This is a genomic window from Buttiauxella cochleicola (assembly GCF_021282435.1).
GTDB classification, from domain to species: Bacteria; Pseudomonadota; Gammaproteobacteria; order Enterobacterales; family Enterobacteriaceae; genus Buttiauxella; species Buttiauxella massiliensis.
This window is the reverse complement of sequence record NZ_JAJSOT010000002.1, coordinates 623,918-640,208: the sequence shown is the minus strand read 5'-3', so window position 1 is coordinate 640,208 and position 16,291 is coordinate 623,918. Positions and strand designations below refer to the sequence as shown.

The window sequence follows — 16,291 nt, the reverse complement described above, 5'->3', positions numbered from 1 at the left end:
GACACGAATGATTTAGTTATTAATTAATAGCCTGAGAATTTGCACTGATTTACGCCCGGCATAGCCGGGCGTTTGTGTTATTTGGATGCTGACAGAGTACAATAGCCTCATTCCTGACGTTTGTATGGAGGCAGAAACGATGTCACAGGCCAATCTTAGCGAAACCCTGTTTAAACCAAGATTTAAGCACCCCGAAACATCGACTCTGGTTCGGCGCGCTAAGCATCAAGCGGCCCCCGTTATCCAGTCTGCTCTGGACGGTGCAACAGCCCCTCAGTGGTATCGTATGATCAACCGACTGCTCTGGGTTTGGCGCGGTGTCGATCCTCTTGAAATCCTCGAAGTACAGTCGCGAATTGCCATTTGCCAGGCCGAACGTACCAATGATGAGTTATTTGATACGGTCATTGGCTATCGTGGTGGGAACTGGATCTATGAATGGTCAAAGCAAGCAATGCAATGGCAACAGCGAGCTAACCAGGAAACAGACAAGGTGCTTAGCGGCAAGTATTGGTTACAGGCCGCTAATCTTTATAGCATTGCAGCCTACCCGCATTTGAAAGGTGATCAACTTGCAGAACAGGCACAAGTTCTGGCAAATCGCGCGTATGAAGAAGCTGCTCCACGTCTTTCTGGAGGCTTGCGCGAACTTGAATTCCCAATTCCTGGTGGCGGAACAATAACCGGATTCTTACACCTTCCAAAAGAAGGGCAGGGGCCATTCCCGACTGTGTTAATTTGCGGTGGCCTTGACGCTTTGCAGAGCGATTATTACAACTTGTTTGATAAGTATTTTGCACCTGAAGGTATGGCGATGTTGACCATTGATATGCCATCGGTCGGGTTTTCTTCAAAATGGAAATTGACTCAGGATTCCAGCCTGTTGCACCAGCATGTGCTTAAAGCATTGCCAAACATACCCTGGATTGACCATACCCGTGTCGCAGCGTTTGGTTTCCGTTTCGGCGCGAACGTCGCAGTGCGCTTAGGCTATATCGAAGCACCACGTTTGAAAGCTGTGGCATGCCTTGGGCCTGTTGTTCATAGCTTACTGAGCGATGCATCACGTCAGGCACAGGTACCGGAGATGTATATTGATGTACTGGCTAGTCGCCTTGGGATGAATGATGCATCAGATAGCGCCTTGCGCGTGGAGTTGAATCGCTATTCATTAAAAACCCAGGGACTGTTAGGGCGCCATTGCCCAACGCCAATGCTATCTGGTTATTGGGAAAACGATCCGTTCAGCCCGGAAGAAGACTCTCGTTTAATCACTTCGTCATCTGCGGATGGTAAGTTGCTAGCGATCCCGTTTAACCCGGTGTATCGCAACTTTGACAAAGCGCTGAAAGAAATTACCGGATGGATCAAGCATAGATTACGTTAATGATTTGCTAAATTTCATTGGTTTGGTAAAACAGTTGCTTCACAACAGGAGATCGCAATGACGTTACCGAGTGGACACCCGAAAAGTAGATTGATTAAAAAATTCGCCTCGCTTGGCCCATATATCCGGGAAGAGCAATGTGAAGATAACCGTTTCTTCTTCGATTGCCTGGCTGTGTGCGTTAATGTGAAGCCTGCACCAGAAAAACGTGAATTTTGGGGCTGGTGGATGGAACTGGAAGCGCAGGAAAAGCAATTTACCTATACATACCATTTTGGTCTGTTCGACAAAGATGGTAAGTGGACTGCAACAGCAGCAAAAGACAAAGAAGTAGATGAAAGACTTGAGCAAACACTGCGTGGTTTCCATGAGCGTCTGCGCGAGTTATTAAGCACTCTGGGTCTGGGTTTGGTGCCTGCAGAAAACTTTGCAGAAAAACCAGTAAAGCTTTCGGCCTGAAATAAAAAACCCCCGCCCATGATGGATGGGGGTTTTCTTTTTCTAATTAGAATTGATAAACAATACCGATTGCAACAACATCATCACTATTCAGATTTAATGCATTGTCATCACTGAGTTGGTTTATTTTGTAATCAACATAAGTAGACATGTTTTTGTTAAAGTAATAAGTCGCAGCGACATCGATATATTTCACTAAATCGGCATCACCGATTCCTTCAATATCTTTGGCTTTTGACTGGACATAACCAAGTGATGGGCGAAGTCCAAAATCAAATTGATACTGTGCAATAACTTCGAATGCCTGGTTTTTATTTGCAAAGCCGCTAATGCTACTATTTATTCCATTAATTGATGCCGTACCAGAAATTGGCGTCATATTACGTGTCTCGGCATACATTGCAGCCAGATACACTTTATTCGCGTCATATTTCACGCCGGTAGTCCAGGCTTCGGCATTCTCACCCTTGCCGTAAGCCTGGTTTTTCTGCGCCAAAGTACGGTTGGAGTTGGCGTAACCCGCACCAACTGTCAGGCCAGTATCGCCAATATCATAAGACAGTGAAGTACCAAAACCGTCACCGTTTTGTTTGCTGGCTGCACGGCCGTCATTCTCGTTTTTTCCTTGATATTGCAGGGAAAGCTTCAGGCCATCAACCAGACCAAAGAAGGTGTTATTGCGGTAGGTTGCAACGCCGTTAGCACGGCCAGTCATAAAGTTATCGGTTTTGGTGTAAGAATCATCACCAAACTCTGGCATCATATCGGTGTAGGAAGCGATGTTGTACAACACGCCGTAGTTACGACCATAATCAAATGAACCAATATCACCCGCTTTTAACCCAGCAAATGCCAGGCGAGTTTTGGTGGTATTAACATCACCTTCGGCTTTGTTAGCGGCAACTTGATATTCCCACTGCCCGAAACCAGTTAGTTGGTCGTTAATTTGAGTCTGGCCTTTAAACCCCAGGCGGACATAAGACTGATCGCCATCTACAGCATTATTATCACTTAAATAGTGTTCTGCTTTTACTTTTCCATAAAGGTCGAGTTTATTGCCATCTTTATTATAAATTTCCGCTGCCTGCGAAGAAGTTGATGACGCCATAAAACCCAATACCATTAATGCCAGTGTGCTTTTTTTCATTTTCTCATCCCAATGATGTATACGCGCTAAAATTTAATCGGGAAATATCCCGTTAAAAAACGCAGAGAGTTTTATCGCCTTGAGATGAAAGTTTTATGACATAGTAAGAGAAATTTTAAATAAACGTAATAATTTATATTTGTCATGAAATTGTCAAAATTTGCCGTTACGGTTATCGATCGTTTACGCGAAGTTAACCGTTTTCCGTGCCGGGGCAGTTGGCATTCATCGCGACTCCTGTTACAACGTCATTTGGCATTTTAAATTTCCAATTTCGCTAACACGGCAGAGAATCATGAGTGACAGCCAGACGCTGGTGGTAAAACTAGGCACGAGCGTATTAACCGGTGGCTCACGCCGCCTGAATCGGGCTCATATTGTTGAGCTGGTGCGCCAATGTGCACAACTTCATGCCTCCGGGCATCGTATCGTTATTGTGACGTCTGGGGCGATTGCCGCAGGACGTGAGCATTTGGGCTACCCCGAACTCCCCGCAACTATTGCGTCGAAACAATTACTGGCCGCTGTTGGGCAAAGTAGGTTGATCCAACTCTGGGAACAGCTATTTTCTATCTATGGCATTCATGTTGGGCAGATGCTGCTCACGCGTGCCGATATGGAAGATCGCGAACGTTTCCTGAATGCGCGAGATACCCTGCGAGCGCTGCTGGACAACAATATCGTACCTATAATCAATGAAAACGATGCTGTTGCGACGGCAGAAATTAAAGTTGGCGATAACGATAACCTTTCTGCGCTGGCCGCTATTCTTGCGGGTGCCGATAAGTTACTCCTGCTGACAGATCAACAAGGGTTATTTACTGCTGATCCACGTAATAATCCAGCCGCTGAATTAATTAAAGAAGTCCATGGCATTGATGATGCGCTGCGCGCCATCGCCGGTGATAGTGTTTCCGGGCTTGGGACCGGTGGTATGGGCACTAAATTACAAGCTGCGGATGTTGCCTGCCGCGCTGGAATAGATGTTGTGATTGCGGCAGGAAGCAAACCTGGCGTTATTGGTGATGTGATGGCAGGGACTCCTGTCGGAACACGTTTCCATGCGCAGCAGTCCCCGTTAGAAAATCGTAAGCGTTGGATATTTGGCGCACCGCCAGCCGGTGAAATTACAGTTGATGATGGCGCGCTGGCCGCGATCCTTGAACGTGGTAGTTCTTTACTGCCCAAGGGTATCAAAAATGTGACAGGCAACTTCTCTCGTGGAGAAGTTATTCGCATTCGTAGCCTCGAAGGGCGTGATATTGCCCATGGGGTCTGCCGCTATAACAGCGATGCTTTACGTCGTATTGCGGGCCATCACTCTCAAAAGATCGGTGAAATCCTTGGCTACGAATACGGCCCAGTAGCGGTTCATCGTGACGATATGATTGTTAATTAAGGAGCAGGCAATGCTGGAACAAATGGGCAAAGCCGCTAAAGCGGCTTCTTATCAGATGGCCCTGCTCTCCAGTCGCGAAAAAAATCGTGCGCTGGAACGAATTGCAGATTATCTGGAAGAACAAGCTGAAGGTATTTTAACGGCCAACGAGCAGGATTTAGCTGAAGCAAAAGCCAATGGTTTGAGTGAAGCGATGCTCGATCGCCTACAGCTTACACCTTCACGTCTGAAAAGCATCGCCGATGATGTTCGCCAGGTTTGCAATTTGGCCGATCCTGTTGGTCAGGTAATAGATGGGGGCTTGCTTGATAGCGGCCTGCGTCTCGAACGTCGCCGTGTTCCATTAGGTGTCGTAGGGGTAATTTATGAGGCCCGCCCTAACGTAACGGTTGATGTAGCCTCATTGTGTCTAAAAACTGGTAATGCAGCGATTCTACGTGGTGGTAAAGAAACATGGCGTACAAACGCCGCGACAGTAAAAGTTATTCAGCAAGCTCTAATGGAGTGCGGTTTACCAGCGGCGGCAGTTCAGGCGATTGAAAGCCCGGATCGCGCCTTGGTGAGCGAGTTACTGCGCATGGATCGCTACGTAGATATGTTAATTCCGCGCGGTGGTGCTGGTCTGCATAAACTTTGCCGTGAGCAATCCACCATTCCAGTGATAACGGGTGGTATCGGTGTTTGTCATATTTTTGTCGATGAAAGTGCGGAGTTTACTCCTGCGTTGAAAATCATCGTAAATGCGAAAACACAACGCCCAAGCACCTGTAATACGGTGGAAACTTTGCTGGTGCATCAGGAAATTGTCGAAACTTTCCTACCGGCTTTAAGTAAGCAAATGGCAGAGTCTGGCGTTACGTTACATGCGGATGAAAAATCGTTGCTACTTTTGCAAAACGGGCCGGCAGAAGTGCTGCCAGTGAAAGCAGAAGATTACGACGATGAATGGTTGTCATTGCATCTGAATGTGAAAGTTGTCGCTGATATTGATGACGCTATCGATCACATTCGGCAGCACGGCACACAGCACTCAGATGCAATTCTGACGCGTACGTTAAGCCACGCGAATCGCTTTGTGAATGAAGTCGATTCTTCAGCTGTTTACGTGAATGCTTCAACGCGTTTCACCGACGGTGCCCAGTTTGGTTTAGGTGCTGAAGTGGCCGTAAGTACACAAAAACTTCACGCACGTGGTCCAATGGGTCTTGAAGCACTGACGACTTATAAATGGATCGGATTCGGCGACGATACCATTCGCGCATAAGTGAATCAAAGGTAATACATATAAATCTGGAAATTATAAGCTTATATGTATTACCTATCACTTTCTTAAATTAAATGCATCTAGCACATTTGATTTTGAAATGAATCAATATCTCTACTGTTCAATTCTGTACTTCTGCGTATAAAAACCATCAGTTATTTACATGTTGTCTATATTACATATCACACTAACCTAATGTTAATTCACTTCATTTAAATAATATATTAATAAAGGTGATTGATACATTTTATATATGATTTGCTTTTGTATTTTTGCATGTCGTTAATATATAGGTAATTATTGATCATAAGTGCTTGCGGCATCTTTGTGATATTTGTCTTTTTTCGTACTTACTAAATAAATTAATTGAACCATTCGCTATCGGGGCATAATAATCTTTCCGCTAACATCATTACATCTATTAGTGATAACCGCTTATTGCATTGACTATTGATGGACCAACATAAGTTCTAGTCCCTGAGGAGGGATGATAAATGCACTCTTGGAAAAAGAAACTCGTTGTATCACAACTTGCATTAGCCTGCACTTTGGCAATTGCTTCTCAGGCACATGCTGCAAGTAAAGATATCTCAGGTACGACATACAATACATACGTTCACTATAATGATTCTACTTTCGCTGACGGTGTTTACTATCAGGGGTATGTGGGCTGGAATAACTATGGTACTGACAGTGTTTACAATGGAAATATTTACCCAGTAATCAATAAATCTACCGTAAATGGTGTTATTTCCACATATTACCTTGATGATGGTATTTCTACCAACACCAATAACAACAGTCTGACAATCGCAAATAGTACCATTCACGGTATGATAACTTCTGATTGTATGACAACTGAGTGTGTTGACCGCACTACTGGTTATGTTTACGACCGTCTGACGCTGACAGTTGATAATTCAACGATTGATGACAACTACGAACACTATACCTATAACGGTACGTATAATGATGCAGCAGATACGCATATTATAAATGTATACAATAAAGGTACAGCCATCACTCTGGATCAGGAAGTTGATCTATCCATTAAAAATAACTCACACGTTGCGGGTATTACGCTGACTCAGGGTTATGAGTGGGAAGATATTGATGACAACACTGTTAGTACTGGCGTAAATAGCGGTGAGGTGTTCAATAATACCATTACTGTGGCCGATTCTACCGTGACTTCAGGTTCATGGACAGATGAAGGTACATCTGGTTGGTTTGGTAATACCAAGAATGCAAGTGATTATAGCAACACTGTTACTCGTGATGATATTGCGATCTCTGCAATTGCCAACCCGAATGCTGACAATGCCATGCAGACAACTGTTAACCTCAGCAATTCCACGCTGATGGGTGATGTTCTCTTCTCAAGTAACTTTGATGAGAACTTCTTCCCGAATGGTGCTGATTCTTATCGCGATACAGATGCAAGTGTTGATACTAACGGCTGGGATGGTACCGACCGTATGGATGTTACCCTAAATAATGGTAGCAAATGGGTCGGTGCAGCAATGTCTGTTCATCAGGTGGATACTGATGGTGATGGTATTTACGACAGTTCCGCATCAGGTACCGATGCAACTGCAACACTGATCGATATCACTGCTAATAGCCTATGGCCATCATCAACTTTCGGTATCGATAACTCTGATACTGCATACAATGAAGGTCACGTTGCTGGTAACGAAGTTTATCAGAGCGGTCTGTTCAACGTTACGTTGAATGGGCGTTCAGAATGGGATACGACTAAAGCATCTCTAATTGATACATTGAGCATCAACAGTGGTTCTCGGGTAAATGTTGTAGATTCTTCCTTGGTTTCTGACTCAATTGCTTTAACCGGCGGTTCTTCTCTGAATATCGGTGAAGATGGTCATGTTGCAACAGATTCTCTGACTATTAATAATAGTACAGTATCTCTCGCTAGTGATGTGTCTGCAGGCTGGACTGCTGCTGATGCTGCTTTGTATGCAAACACAATCACTGTGACCAACAATGGTCTGTTTGATGTGAAAACTGATCAGTCTAATGTTAGTTCGTTCCGTACTGATGTACTGAATGTAACCAGCACAACTGATAGTGCAGGCAACATCCATGCAGGTACGTTCGACATTCATAGTAACCGTTATGTGCTTGATGCTGATCTGAGCAATGACCGTACGAACGATACTTCTAAGTCTAACTATGGCTATGGTGTTGTCGCTATGAACTCTGATGGTCACCTGACCATTAATGGCAATGGCGACGCTTATGACACAAATCACACAGAAGCAGGTCAAAACGAAGTTGATAATGTAGGTGACGTCGTAGCTGCTGCTACCGGTAACTATAAAGTGCGTATCGACAACGCGACTGGTACAGGTTCTGTTGCTGACTATAAAGGTAACGAGCTGGTCTATGTTAACGACAAGAACAGCACTGCAACCTTCTCTGCTGCTAATAAAGCTGACTTGGGTGCCTACACCTACCAAGCTGAGCAGAAAGGTAACACTGTAGTTCTGAAGCAGGATCGTTTGACTGATTACGCTAATATGGCGTTAAGCATCCCTTCAGCTAACACTAATACCTGGAATTTGGAACAAGACGCTCTGGCGACTCGTCTGGCGAATGGTCGCCATACTCCAAATGGTGATACTGGTGGTGCCTGGGTTACTTATATCGGCGGTGGCTTCTCTGGCGATAACGGCACGCTGAACTACGATCAAGACGTAAATGGCATCATGGTTGGTTTGGATAAGCAGATCGACGGCAACTCGGCTAAATGGACTATCGGTGCAGCAGCAGGCTTTGCGAAAGGCAGTATCAGCGATAACAGCGGTAATGTCGATCAAGACAGCCAATCTGCTCGTATCTACTCTTCAGCTCGTTTCCAGAACAATATTTTCCTGGATTCAACGTTGAGCTATAGCCACTACAGCAACGATTTGACTGCACGCATGAGTAACGGATCTGCGGTTGATGGCGATATTTCTTCTGATGCCTGGGGCTTCGGTATGAAACTCGGCTATGACTGGCAGATTAATCAGCAAGGTTACCTGACTCCATATGCTTCTATCTCTGGCTTGTTCCAGGATGGCGACAACTATCAACTTAGTAATAATATGAAAGTGGGTAGCCAGTCATATGACAGCATGCGTTATGAGTTGGGTATGGATGCGGGATACACCTTCAACTACGGTGATCAAGCTCTGACTCCTTACTTCAAACTGGCGTACGTCTATGATGATTCAAACGGCAACAGTGCTAATGTCAACGGTGATGACATCGACAATGGTGTTGAAGGTTCAGCTGTACGTGTAGGTCTGGGTAGCCAGTTCAGCTTTACCAAAAACTTCGCAGCTTATGCTGACACTAACTATCTCGGTGGTGGCGATGTTGATCAGGATTGGTCAGCAAATGTTGGTGTTAAGTACATCTGGTAATAATATAATGAATGACGTGGTTCAAACGATAATCTGAACCATATCTAATATGAATATATTAACAGTAATAAATGCCTGTCTCGAATAGAGACAGGCATTTTCTTGTGGCTCTTAAGATAAAGGAATATCGATTATGCATATGAAACCATTAACCCAGCTCGAAGCTATTCGCAGCAGGTTGGTGGACGCAGGCAAGAGGTTCAATTTGCCAGCAGACAGTGAATTAGGGATGTTCAATGAAGATAACGAGCAACTTATTTTGTTCTTTAGTGAGGGGACGATTGTGCTACATCGAGAAGTTGATGGCCTTTTGATGGATCTTATATCGGCGCCAACATGTATTGGCCTGGCAAATATATTGAAACCTTCTCAATTTAAATACCGAGTAATTACTCAAACTGATTGTCAGGGATTTACTATTCCCGTAAGCCTTGCATTAGAAATCATCGAAAAAAATAAACTGTGGCAACAGGTTTGTCACTGGACCACCTTCCTATTACATAGTCTTGAGAGTCGTGATGCTCGTTTCATTGGTGCATCAAAGTATTCTCAAATTCGAGCGACCTTGCTCATTATGGATTCATGGAGTCCTGAATTACGTGAGCGTACAGGTGTCATAACGTTTGTACAAAAAAGAACTAAAATATCACGCTCAGTTATTGCGGAAATTTTATCTGCTTTACGCAAAGGTAATTATATTGAGATGGACAAAGGTAAGCTTAAATCAGTCAATCGTTTACCGACTAGCTATTAAAAAATAAGCAGGTCGGCATACCGACCTGCTTTACCACTTAAGAGGCGGGGCTAGTCTGTGGGGTAAACCCGCTTAATTCTGAAACTAAATCATTCACACCATTACTCATATTCACGAAACGAGTTAATGATGAGCGAGTGACAACGACAAAAACGCCGACATTGCTTTCCGGGACCATTGCCATATAAGTGATGAAGCCACCACCACCACCAGTTTTCTGCACAATACCTGGTCGGCCATTTTTAGGCGCCATATATACCCAGCCAAGCCCTAAAGCATCTGCTTTTCCTGGGACATCCATGCCGATCACTTTAGTCAGTTGAGTACGTTGATAGATAAGCGTCTGCATTCTGTCTGCCTGGGTATTACGGCGATGGAAATCAGAGCTCAGGAATTGCTGCATCCAGCGCATCATGTCATCAGGCGTGGAGTAAACACCACCGCTTCCAATTGCCGCAAGTGTGTTATCGCACGGGCTCGCCCCTTTTTCAGCGACCATCAGGCGTTTGCACTGATCAGGTGAAGGAGTGAACGTGGTGTCCTTCATCCCTAGTGGGCGAGTTATCTGTTCTTCGAACAGTGCGGGATACGGTTTCCCTGCTGCCTGAGACAGGGCATCAGCCAGCAAGTCAAAAGCAAGGTTTGAATAAGCGGCGATAGTACCTGGAGAGCTCTTTAAACTTGCAGTGGCAAGCCAGTTCCAGCGCTGATCGCGTGTCGGCCAGGTAAACACAGTTCGATGAGCCGCACCGCCGGGTTGTTCACGGGGTAAGGCACTTGTATGCGTAGCCAGATTAACAAGAGTGATGGGGTTACCATTGTATGTTGGGACCCTGGCTCCCGACGGGGCATATTTACTTAACGGATCATTAAGCTGAACTTTTCCCTGATCCAACATTTTTACCAACATCTCACTGGTCATCAGCTTGGTCAACGATGCAATGCGGATAACAGAGTCAAGCTGCGGACGGACGTTATTTCCGGGCCGTGTTTCACCAAAGCTTCTGAAAACGCGCTGATTACCATCAATCACTACCATTGCCATACCCGTAGCTCCGCTGCCGTAATAAATATGGTTGGCATAACGGTCTGCAATCTCGGAGGCAAAAACCGGATCGGGAGATGTTTGTGCAAAGCTCAAAATTGGCAGCGCAGCAATAACGAGCGCCGCAAGACGCGGGAGAAGAATTTTCAACGCAGGTAATCCATAAACGAAGAGAAGCGATATTGATCGTATTTATACTACTCTATGGCGCTGCGCAAACGTGGAAAATGAGGAATGTGATAAGAAAAAGCGTAACGCGCCATTTCAACGAGTTTTTCGCTCAGTAATGCACCACTGCTTGTCGCCGTGGTGCACCTGATATTAGTTAGTTTTTTGTACGTCTTTCTGCGTTACGTCGTCAGTTGTGCCGCCTTTTTTAAGCATTTTATCGTCGCCTTTGTGCTCAGAACGCATTTCGTGCCCTGATTCGCAGCCTTTTTTGTTTTCGTTTCCAGCTGCACGGCAGTCATCAATAATATGGCCCGGGTTATTGAGTTGTTCTTTCTCAGCCTGCATACCTGAGGTACTGGTAGCTGGGTTTTCGGCAAATGCTCCTGCGGATGCGAACAAAAGAGTGCTTGAAAGTAAGGCTAATGTTAGTTTTTTCATAGGGCCAGGTTCCTGAAGTATGTAGGGAAATCCCAATAAGTATTGGCACAAATATCGGTTTGCGACAGGTGAAAAGATGAAAATTTATTCATCAGGAATGGGGGAGTGATTGGTTGCGTTTTACCATAGAAAGAACAAAATCAGACTTTTGTTGTCTGTTTTTTGAGCTTAAAAGTGCGTATAACGCCTGTTGCTGATGTAATTGTAGGAAATAAGCAAAAAAACTGACAACTCCTATACATAGCTTGATCAGAAAATGCGTATCATCAGCGGAACATTGATTACTGTGCTGCAACTATTACTGCCCGATCGCGTCTTAGTTATGGCACCTCGCTGTACCGCTAATGATTTAACTCCTTATGCGATACACACCAATTACGCATAAAGAAGCAGAAAATGTCTAGCAAACCGTCATTTCGAAAAGATCTCCTTCACCCTCGCTATTGGCTGACCTGGTTTGGTCTTGCCATCTTGTGGCTTTGGGTGCAACTGCCATATCCCGTGCTGCTTAAAATGGGCGACTTAATTGGTCGGGCATCAATGCGTTTTCTTAAACGCCGGGTTTCTATTGCTCGTCAGAATCTCAAACTTTGCTTCCCGCACTATAGCGACGTGCAAATTGAAGAACTCGTTAAGCAGAATTTCTCCTCGTTGGGGATGGGGTTGATTGAAACAGGAATGGCCTGGTTTTGGTCTGATGCGCGGGTTCGGAAATGGTTTGATGTTAGCGGCCTTGAACACATCACTGCAGCTAGTGATAAAGGGAAAGGCGTTCTGGCCATTGGCGTGCATTTCATGTCGCTGGAATTAGGTGGCCGCGTCATGGGCCTTTGCCGACCAATGATGGCGATGTATCGCCCACACAATAATAAAGCGATGGAGTTCGTGCAGACCCGTGGTCGCTCTCGTTCCAATAAAGCCATGATCGACAGGCGTAACTTGAAAGGCATGGTGAAGGCGCTTAAGTCCGGTGAAGCGGTGTGGTTTGCACCCGATCAGGATTACGGCCCAAAAGGCAGTTCATTTGCACCCTTCTTCGCTGTACCGCAGGCAGCAACCACCAACGGGACTTACACTATTGCCCGTCTGGCGAAGCCTGTGCTTCTTACAATTGTTCTGTACCGTAAATCTGATGGCTCAGGTTATCAGTTGGTTATTGGGCCAGAGATGAATGATTACCCGCTCGATGATGAACAAGCCGCAGCGGCATATATGAACCGTAAAATTGAGCATGAAATTATGCGTGCGCCAGAACAGTACCTTTGGTTGCATCGTCGTTTTAAAACCCGGCCTGACGGTCAACCCAAACTTTACACGGTTTAAAGCAAAACCAGGCTTATGCTACGCTCATGACTTCCTTGTTCATTGAGAGCTTAATTATGCCTGCCCAACGTGTACTGATGGTTATCGATATGCAAAACGGGGTATTTGATACCCCACGTTTTAACCGTGAAACCTGCACGACTCGTATTAACCAACTGATCGATGCCGCAGAAAAAGTTATTTTCATCCAACATACAGAACCTGGCTTTGAGCAGGGGAGCACGGCGTTTAGTTTGTTACCTGAGCTAATACAGCCAGCCGATGCGCTGTATGTAACCAAAACAGCCTGTGACGCTTTTTATCGCACGGAACTTGATGAACTGCTTCAACGCCACAAAATAAACGAATTTGTGGTGTGCGGTTGTGCCACAGATTATTGCGTGGACGCTACTATTAAAAATGGAGCCAGTCGCGGCTATGCCATGACTGTTGCCCTTGACGCCCATACCACAGCAAATCGTCCGGCGGCTCTTGCTGAAGTGTTGATCGAGCATTACAACGATGTCTGGCGTAACTTTACGATTCCTGGAAATACTCTGCGGGTAAAATCTACCGCAGAAATCCTTGAGCAATGGTAGAGCTGCACTAACCCTTACATCTCTTGATACAACATTCAGTGAGCCTTATTTTTCCGGGAAAGTTATAACAATAAGAGTGTGTTTTCAGGAGTGTTGTAATGTTTAAATCGTTTTTCCCACGCCCGACAGCATTTTTCGTGTCGGCTTTTATCTGGGCAATGATCGCCGTTATTTTCTGGCAGGCTGGTGGAGGCAACTGGCTTGAGCATATCACCGGCGCGAGTGGCGAAGTGCCAATCAGTGCTGCTCGTTTCTGGTCGATAAGCTATCTAGTGTTTTACGCCTATTACGCTCTTTGCGTGGGTATGTTTGCACTATTCTGGTTTATCTACAGCCCGCACCGTTGGCAGTATTGGTCTATTCTCGGCTCCTCGCTGATTATTTTCGTGACCTGGTTCCTGGTGGAAGTCGGGGTGGCGGTGAATGCGTGGTATGCCCCATTCTACGATTTAATCCAGACTGCGCTCAGTTCTCCCCATAAAGTGACCATTGAGCAGTTCTATCATGAGGTTGGCGTATTTCTCGGTATTGCACTGATTGCGGTGATCGTTGGTGTGATGAATAACTTTTTCGTCAGCCACTATGTCTTCCGCTGGCGTACCGCAATGAACGAATACTACATGGAGAACTGGCAGATGCTGCGCCATATCGAAGGTGCCGCACAGCGTGTGCAGGAAGATACCATGCGCTTTGCTTCCACTCTCGAAGATATGGGCGTCAGCTTTATTAACGCGATTATGACGTTAATTGCCTTCCTGCCTGTGTTAGTCACTCTGTCAGCTCACGTTCCAGATTTACCGATTGTTGGGCATATTCCTTACGGTCTGGTGATTGCTGCCATTATCTGGTCACTTCTGGGAACAGGGTTGCTGGCTGTGGTAGGGATTAAACTGCCAGGGCTTGAGTTCAAAAATCAGCGTGTTGAAGCGGCGTACCGTAAAGAGCTGGTTTATGGCGAGGACGACCCATCTCGTGCTTCTCCACCAACAGTAAAAGAGCTGTTTGATGGTGTGCGCAGAAACTATTTCCGACTCTATTTCCATTATATGTACTTCAACATTGCACGTATTCTCTACTTGCAGGTTGATAATGTGTTCGGCTTGTTCCTGCTGTTCCCATCGATTGTAGCTGGGACTATTACGCTTGGTTTGATGACGCAAATCACCAACGTGTTTGGTCAGGTTCGTGGTTCATTCCAGTATTTGATTAGCTCGTGGACCACGCTTGTTGAGCTGATGTCTATCTATAAACGTCTGCGCAGCTTTGAGCGCACGTTGCAGGATATTCCGGTAGAAGCAGCGAGCGAGTCAGTCTAAAAAAATGGGCGGGAATTTTCCCCGCCCATTTAATTTAATGCCCCGCCGAAGATGCACTCGGTGCGCCTGACCGGACAAACGGTGGGCGCGCGAACCAAATCACGATAATCAGCGCCATAAACCCCCAGCCTAAAATCCAGAAATAATCGATGGTCGACATCATGTACGCCTGCTGCTCAATGGTTTTATCGATAAACGCCATATGCTGCTGCGTCGCGCCACCCATTTTATCCAGATAATCCACCGCCGCCGGGTTGTAGTTGGATACGCTCTCCGCAAGGTTGGCGTGATGGAAAACCTCACGGCGCGACCAAATCCACGTTGTCAGTGAAGAGGCAAATGAGCCGCCTAATACACGGAAAAACGTCGCCAGGCCTGAACCTTCAGCCACTTGCGCACCGTTCAAGTTCGACAGCACAATGGTGGTAATCGGCATAAAGAAGAACGCCACGCCAATCCCCATAAACAGCTGCACTTCGGCGATAGTGCGGAAATCCACGTCGGTGTTGAACTGCGCGCGAATCAGACAAGACGCGCCCATGGTCAGGAACGACAGCGAAGCCAGAATGCGCAGATCAAACTTACTGGCGTAGCGCCCGATAATCGGCGTCATCATTAGCGGTAACACCCCCATTGGCGCGGCGGCAAGCCCGGCCCAAATCGCGGTATAACCCATCTGCGTTTGCAGCCATTGTGGCAAAATAATATTGATGGCAAAGAATGCGGCATAACCCAATGTGAGCGACAGCGTGCCAATCGCAAAGTTGCGATCCTTGAACAGGCGCAGGTTCACAATCGGGTGGCGTTCGCCCAACTCCCACATCACAAACGAAACCAGTGAGATAGCCGAAATGACCGACATAATAATAATGTGCGGCGAGGCGAACCAGTCGAGGTCGTTGCCTTTATCCAGCACCACCTGTAGCAGCCCAACGCCAAGCACCAACAACGCAATGCCGATATAGTCGATTGGCGCGTGTGTCGTGGTTTCTTCGCGAGCACGTAACTGCGTCCAGACTACAATCGAGGCGAAAATTCCAATTGGCACGTTGATATAGAAAATCCACGGCCACGAGTAATTATCGGTGATCCAACCGCCGGTAATCGGCCCGACAATCGGCGCAACCACGGTCACCATCGATAACAGCGCCAGCGCCATACTGCGTTTGCTGGAGGGGAAGATAACCAGCAGGAGCGTCTGGCACATCGGGAACATTGGGCCAGCGAAGAAACCTTGCAGGGCGCGGAAGAAAATCAGCTCGGTCATGCTGTGGGCAAAACCGCACAGGAACGAGGTGAGGGTGAACATCACCACCGAGCCAATAAACAGCTTGAGCTGCCCAAAGCGCCGGGTAAACCAGCCGGTCAGCGGTAGGGCAATAGCGTTACACACCGCAAACGAAGTGATAACCCAGGTGCCTTGATCCGCACTGACGCCGAGATTACCGGCGATGGTCGGCAACGCCACGTTGGCGATGGTGGAATCCAGCACCTGCATAAATGTAGCCAGCGATAGCGCGAGCACCGCCAGCCACATATTGGGAGGCGTAAATGCAGCCTTATCTTGCATAACGTC

At 46.3% G+C, this 16,291-nt stretch carries 13 protein-coding genes; 9 read left to right on the top strand and 4 right to left on the bottom strand.

Annotated elements, in window-relative coordinates:
- Nucleotides 1-139 precede the first annotated feature (139 nt).
- Both frsA and crl read left to right on the top strand, forming a co-directional pair.
- Nucleotides 140-1,387 (top strand): esterase FrsA, encoded by a 1,248-nt coding sequence (gene frsA / locus LVQ77_RS08655; RefSeq protein WP_232864057.1) that lies wholly within the window; start codon nt 140-142, stop codon nt 1,385-1,387.
- A 57-nt stretch (nt 1,388-1,444) separates the two neighbouring features.
- Nucleotides 1,445-1,846, top strand: a complete 402-nt coding sequence (gene crl / locus LVQ77_RS08650) for a sigma factor-binding protein Crl (protein WP_232864058.1) — start codon at nt 1,445-1,447, stop codon at nt 1,844-1,846.
- A 46-nt stretch (nt 1,847-1,892) separates the two neighbouring features.
- Here the strand turns inward: crl and LVQ77_RS08645 are convergent, their stop codons facing one another.
- Nucleotides 1,893-2,993, bottom strand: a complete 1,101-nt coding sequence (locus LVQ77_RS08645) for a porin (protein WP_232904199.1) — start codon at nt 2,991-2,993, stop codon at nt 1,893-1,895.
- 295 nt (nt 2,994-3,288) lie between these two features.
- Between LVQ77_RS08645 and proB the strand changes: the two genes are divergently transcribed.
- From proB to LVQ77_RS08625, 4 genes are all read left to right on the top strand, one after another.
- Complete coding sequence (gene proB / locus LVQ77_RS08640) at nt 3,289-4,392, top strand: glutamate 5-kinase (protein WP_064516501.1); 1,104 nt, start codon at nt 3,289-3,291, stop codon at nt 4,390-4,392.
- A gap of 10 nt (nt 4,393-4,402) precedes the next feature.
- The gene (gene proA / locus LVQ77_RS08635; RefSeq protein ID WP_232904198.1) at nt 4,403-5,656 is read left to right on the top strand and encodes a glutamate-5-semialdehyde dehydrogenase; all 1,254 of its coding nucleotides are present in this window, start codon (nt 4,403-4,405) and stop codon (nt 5,654-5,656) included.
- A 494-nt stretch (nt 5,657-6,150) separates the two neighbouring features.
- The gene (ehaB, locus tag LVQ77_RS08630) at nt 6,151-9,090 is read left to right on the top strand and encodes an autotransporter adhesin EhaB (RefSeq protein ID WP_232904197.1); all 2,940 of its coding nucleotides are present in this window, start codon (nt 6,151-6,153) and stop codon (nt 9,088-9,090) included.
- Between the two features lie 133 nt (nt 9,091-9,223).
- Nucleotides 9,224-9,844 (top strand): helix-turn-helix domain-containing protein, encoded by a 621-nt coding sequence (locus LVQ77_RS08625; protein WP_232904196.1) that lies wholly within the window; start codon nt 9,224-9,226, stop codon nt 9,842-9,844.
- A 37-nt stretch (nt 9,845-9,881) separates the two neighbouring features.
- Here LVQ77_RS08625 and ampH read toward each other — a convergent pair whose 3' ends face one another.
- Both ampH and LVQ77_RS08615 read right to left on the bottom strand, forming a co-directional pair.
- The gene (gene ampH, locus LVQ77_RS08620) at nt 9,882-11,033 is read right to left on the bottom strand and encodes a D-alanyl-D-alanine-carboxypeptidase/endopeptidase AmpH (protein WP_370639831.1); all 1,152 of its coding nucleotides are present in this window, start codon (nt 11,031-11,033) and stop codon (nt 9,882-9,884) included.
- 177 nt (nt 11,034-11,210) lie between these two features.
- A complete protein-coding gene (locus LVQ77_RS08615; RefSeq protein ID WP_151995575.1) occupies nt 11,211-11,498 on the bottom strand; it encodes a hypothetical protein in 288 nt (95 codons plus the stop codon).
- 396 nt (nt 11,499-11,894) lie between these two features.
- On the opposite strand from LVQ77_RS08615, the gene lpxP reads away from it, so the two are divergent.
- The 3 genes from lpxP to sbmA all read left to right on the top strand — a co-directional run bounded on the left by lpxP (nt 11,895) and on the right by sbmA (nt 14,715).
- Complete coding sequence (gene lpxP, locus LVQ77_RS08610; protein ID WP_232864064.1) at nt 11,895-12,821, top strand: kdo(2)-lipid IV(A) palmitoleoyltransferase; 927 nt, start codon at nt 11,895-11,897, stop codon at nt 12,819-12,821.
- Nucleotides 12,822-12,877: 56 nt separating this feature from the next.
- Nucleotides 12,878-13,399 carry an isochorismatase family protein gene (locus tag LVQ77_RS08605; RefSeq protein WP_151995573.1) on the top strand — a complete coding sequence of 174 codons (522 nt, stop codon included), beginning with the start codon at nt 12,878-12,880 and terminating at the stop codon, nt 13,397-13,399.
- A 98-nt stretch (nt 13,400-13,497) separates the two neighbouring features.
- A complete protein-coding gene (gene sbmA, locus LVQ77_RS08600) occupies nt 13,498-14,715 on the top strand; it encodes a peptide antibiotic transporter SbmA (protein WP_232864065.1) in 1,218 nt (405 codons plus the stop codon).
- Nucleotides 14,716-14,749: 34 nt separating this feature from the next.
- On the opposite strand, the gene LVQ77_RS08595 is transcribed toward sbmA, so the two are convergent.
- Nucleotides 14,750-16,285: a DHA2 family efflux MFS transporter permease subunit gene (locus LVQ77_RS08595; RefSeq protein WP_232904195.1), complete on the bottom strand. Its 1,536-nt coding sequence runs from the start codon at nt 16,283-16,285 to the stop codon at nt 14,750-14,752.
- Nucleotides 16,286-16,291: the final 6 nt, after the last annotated feature.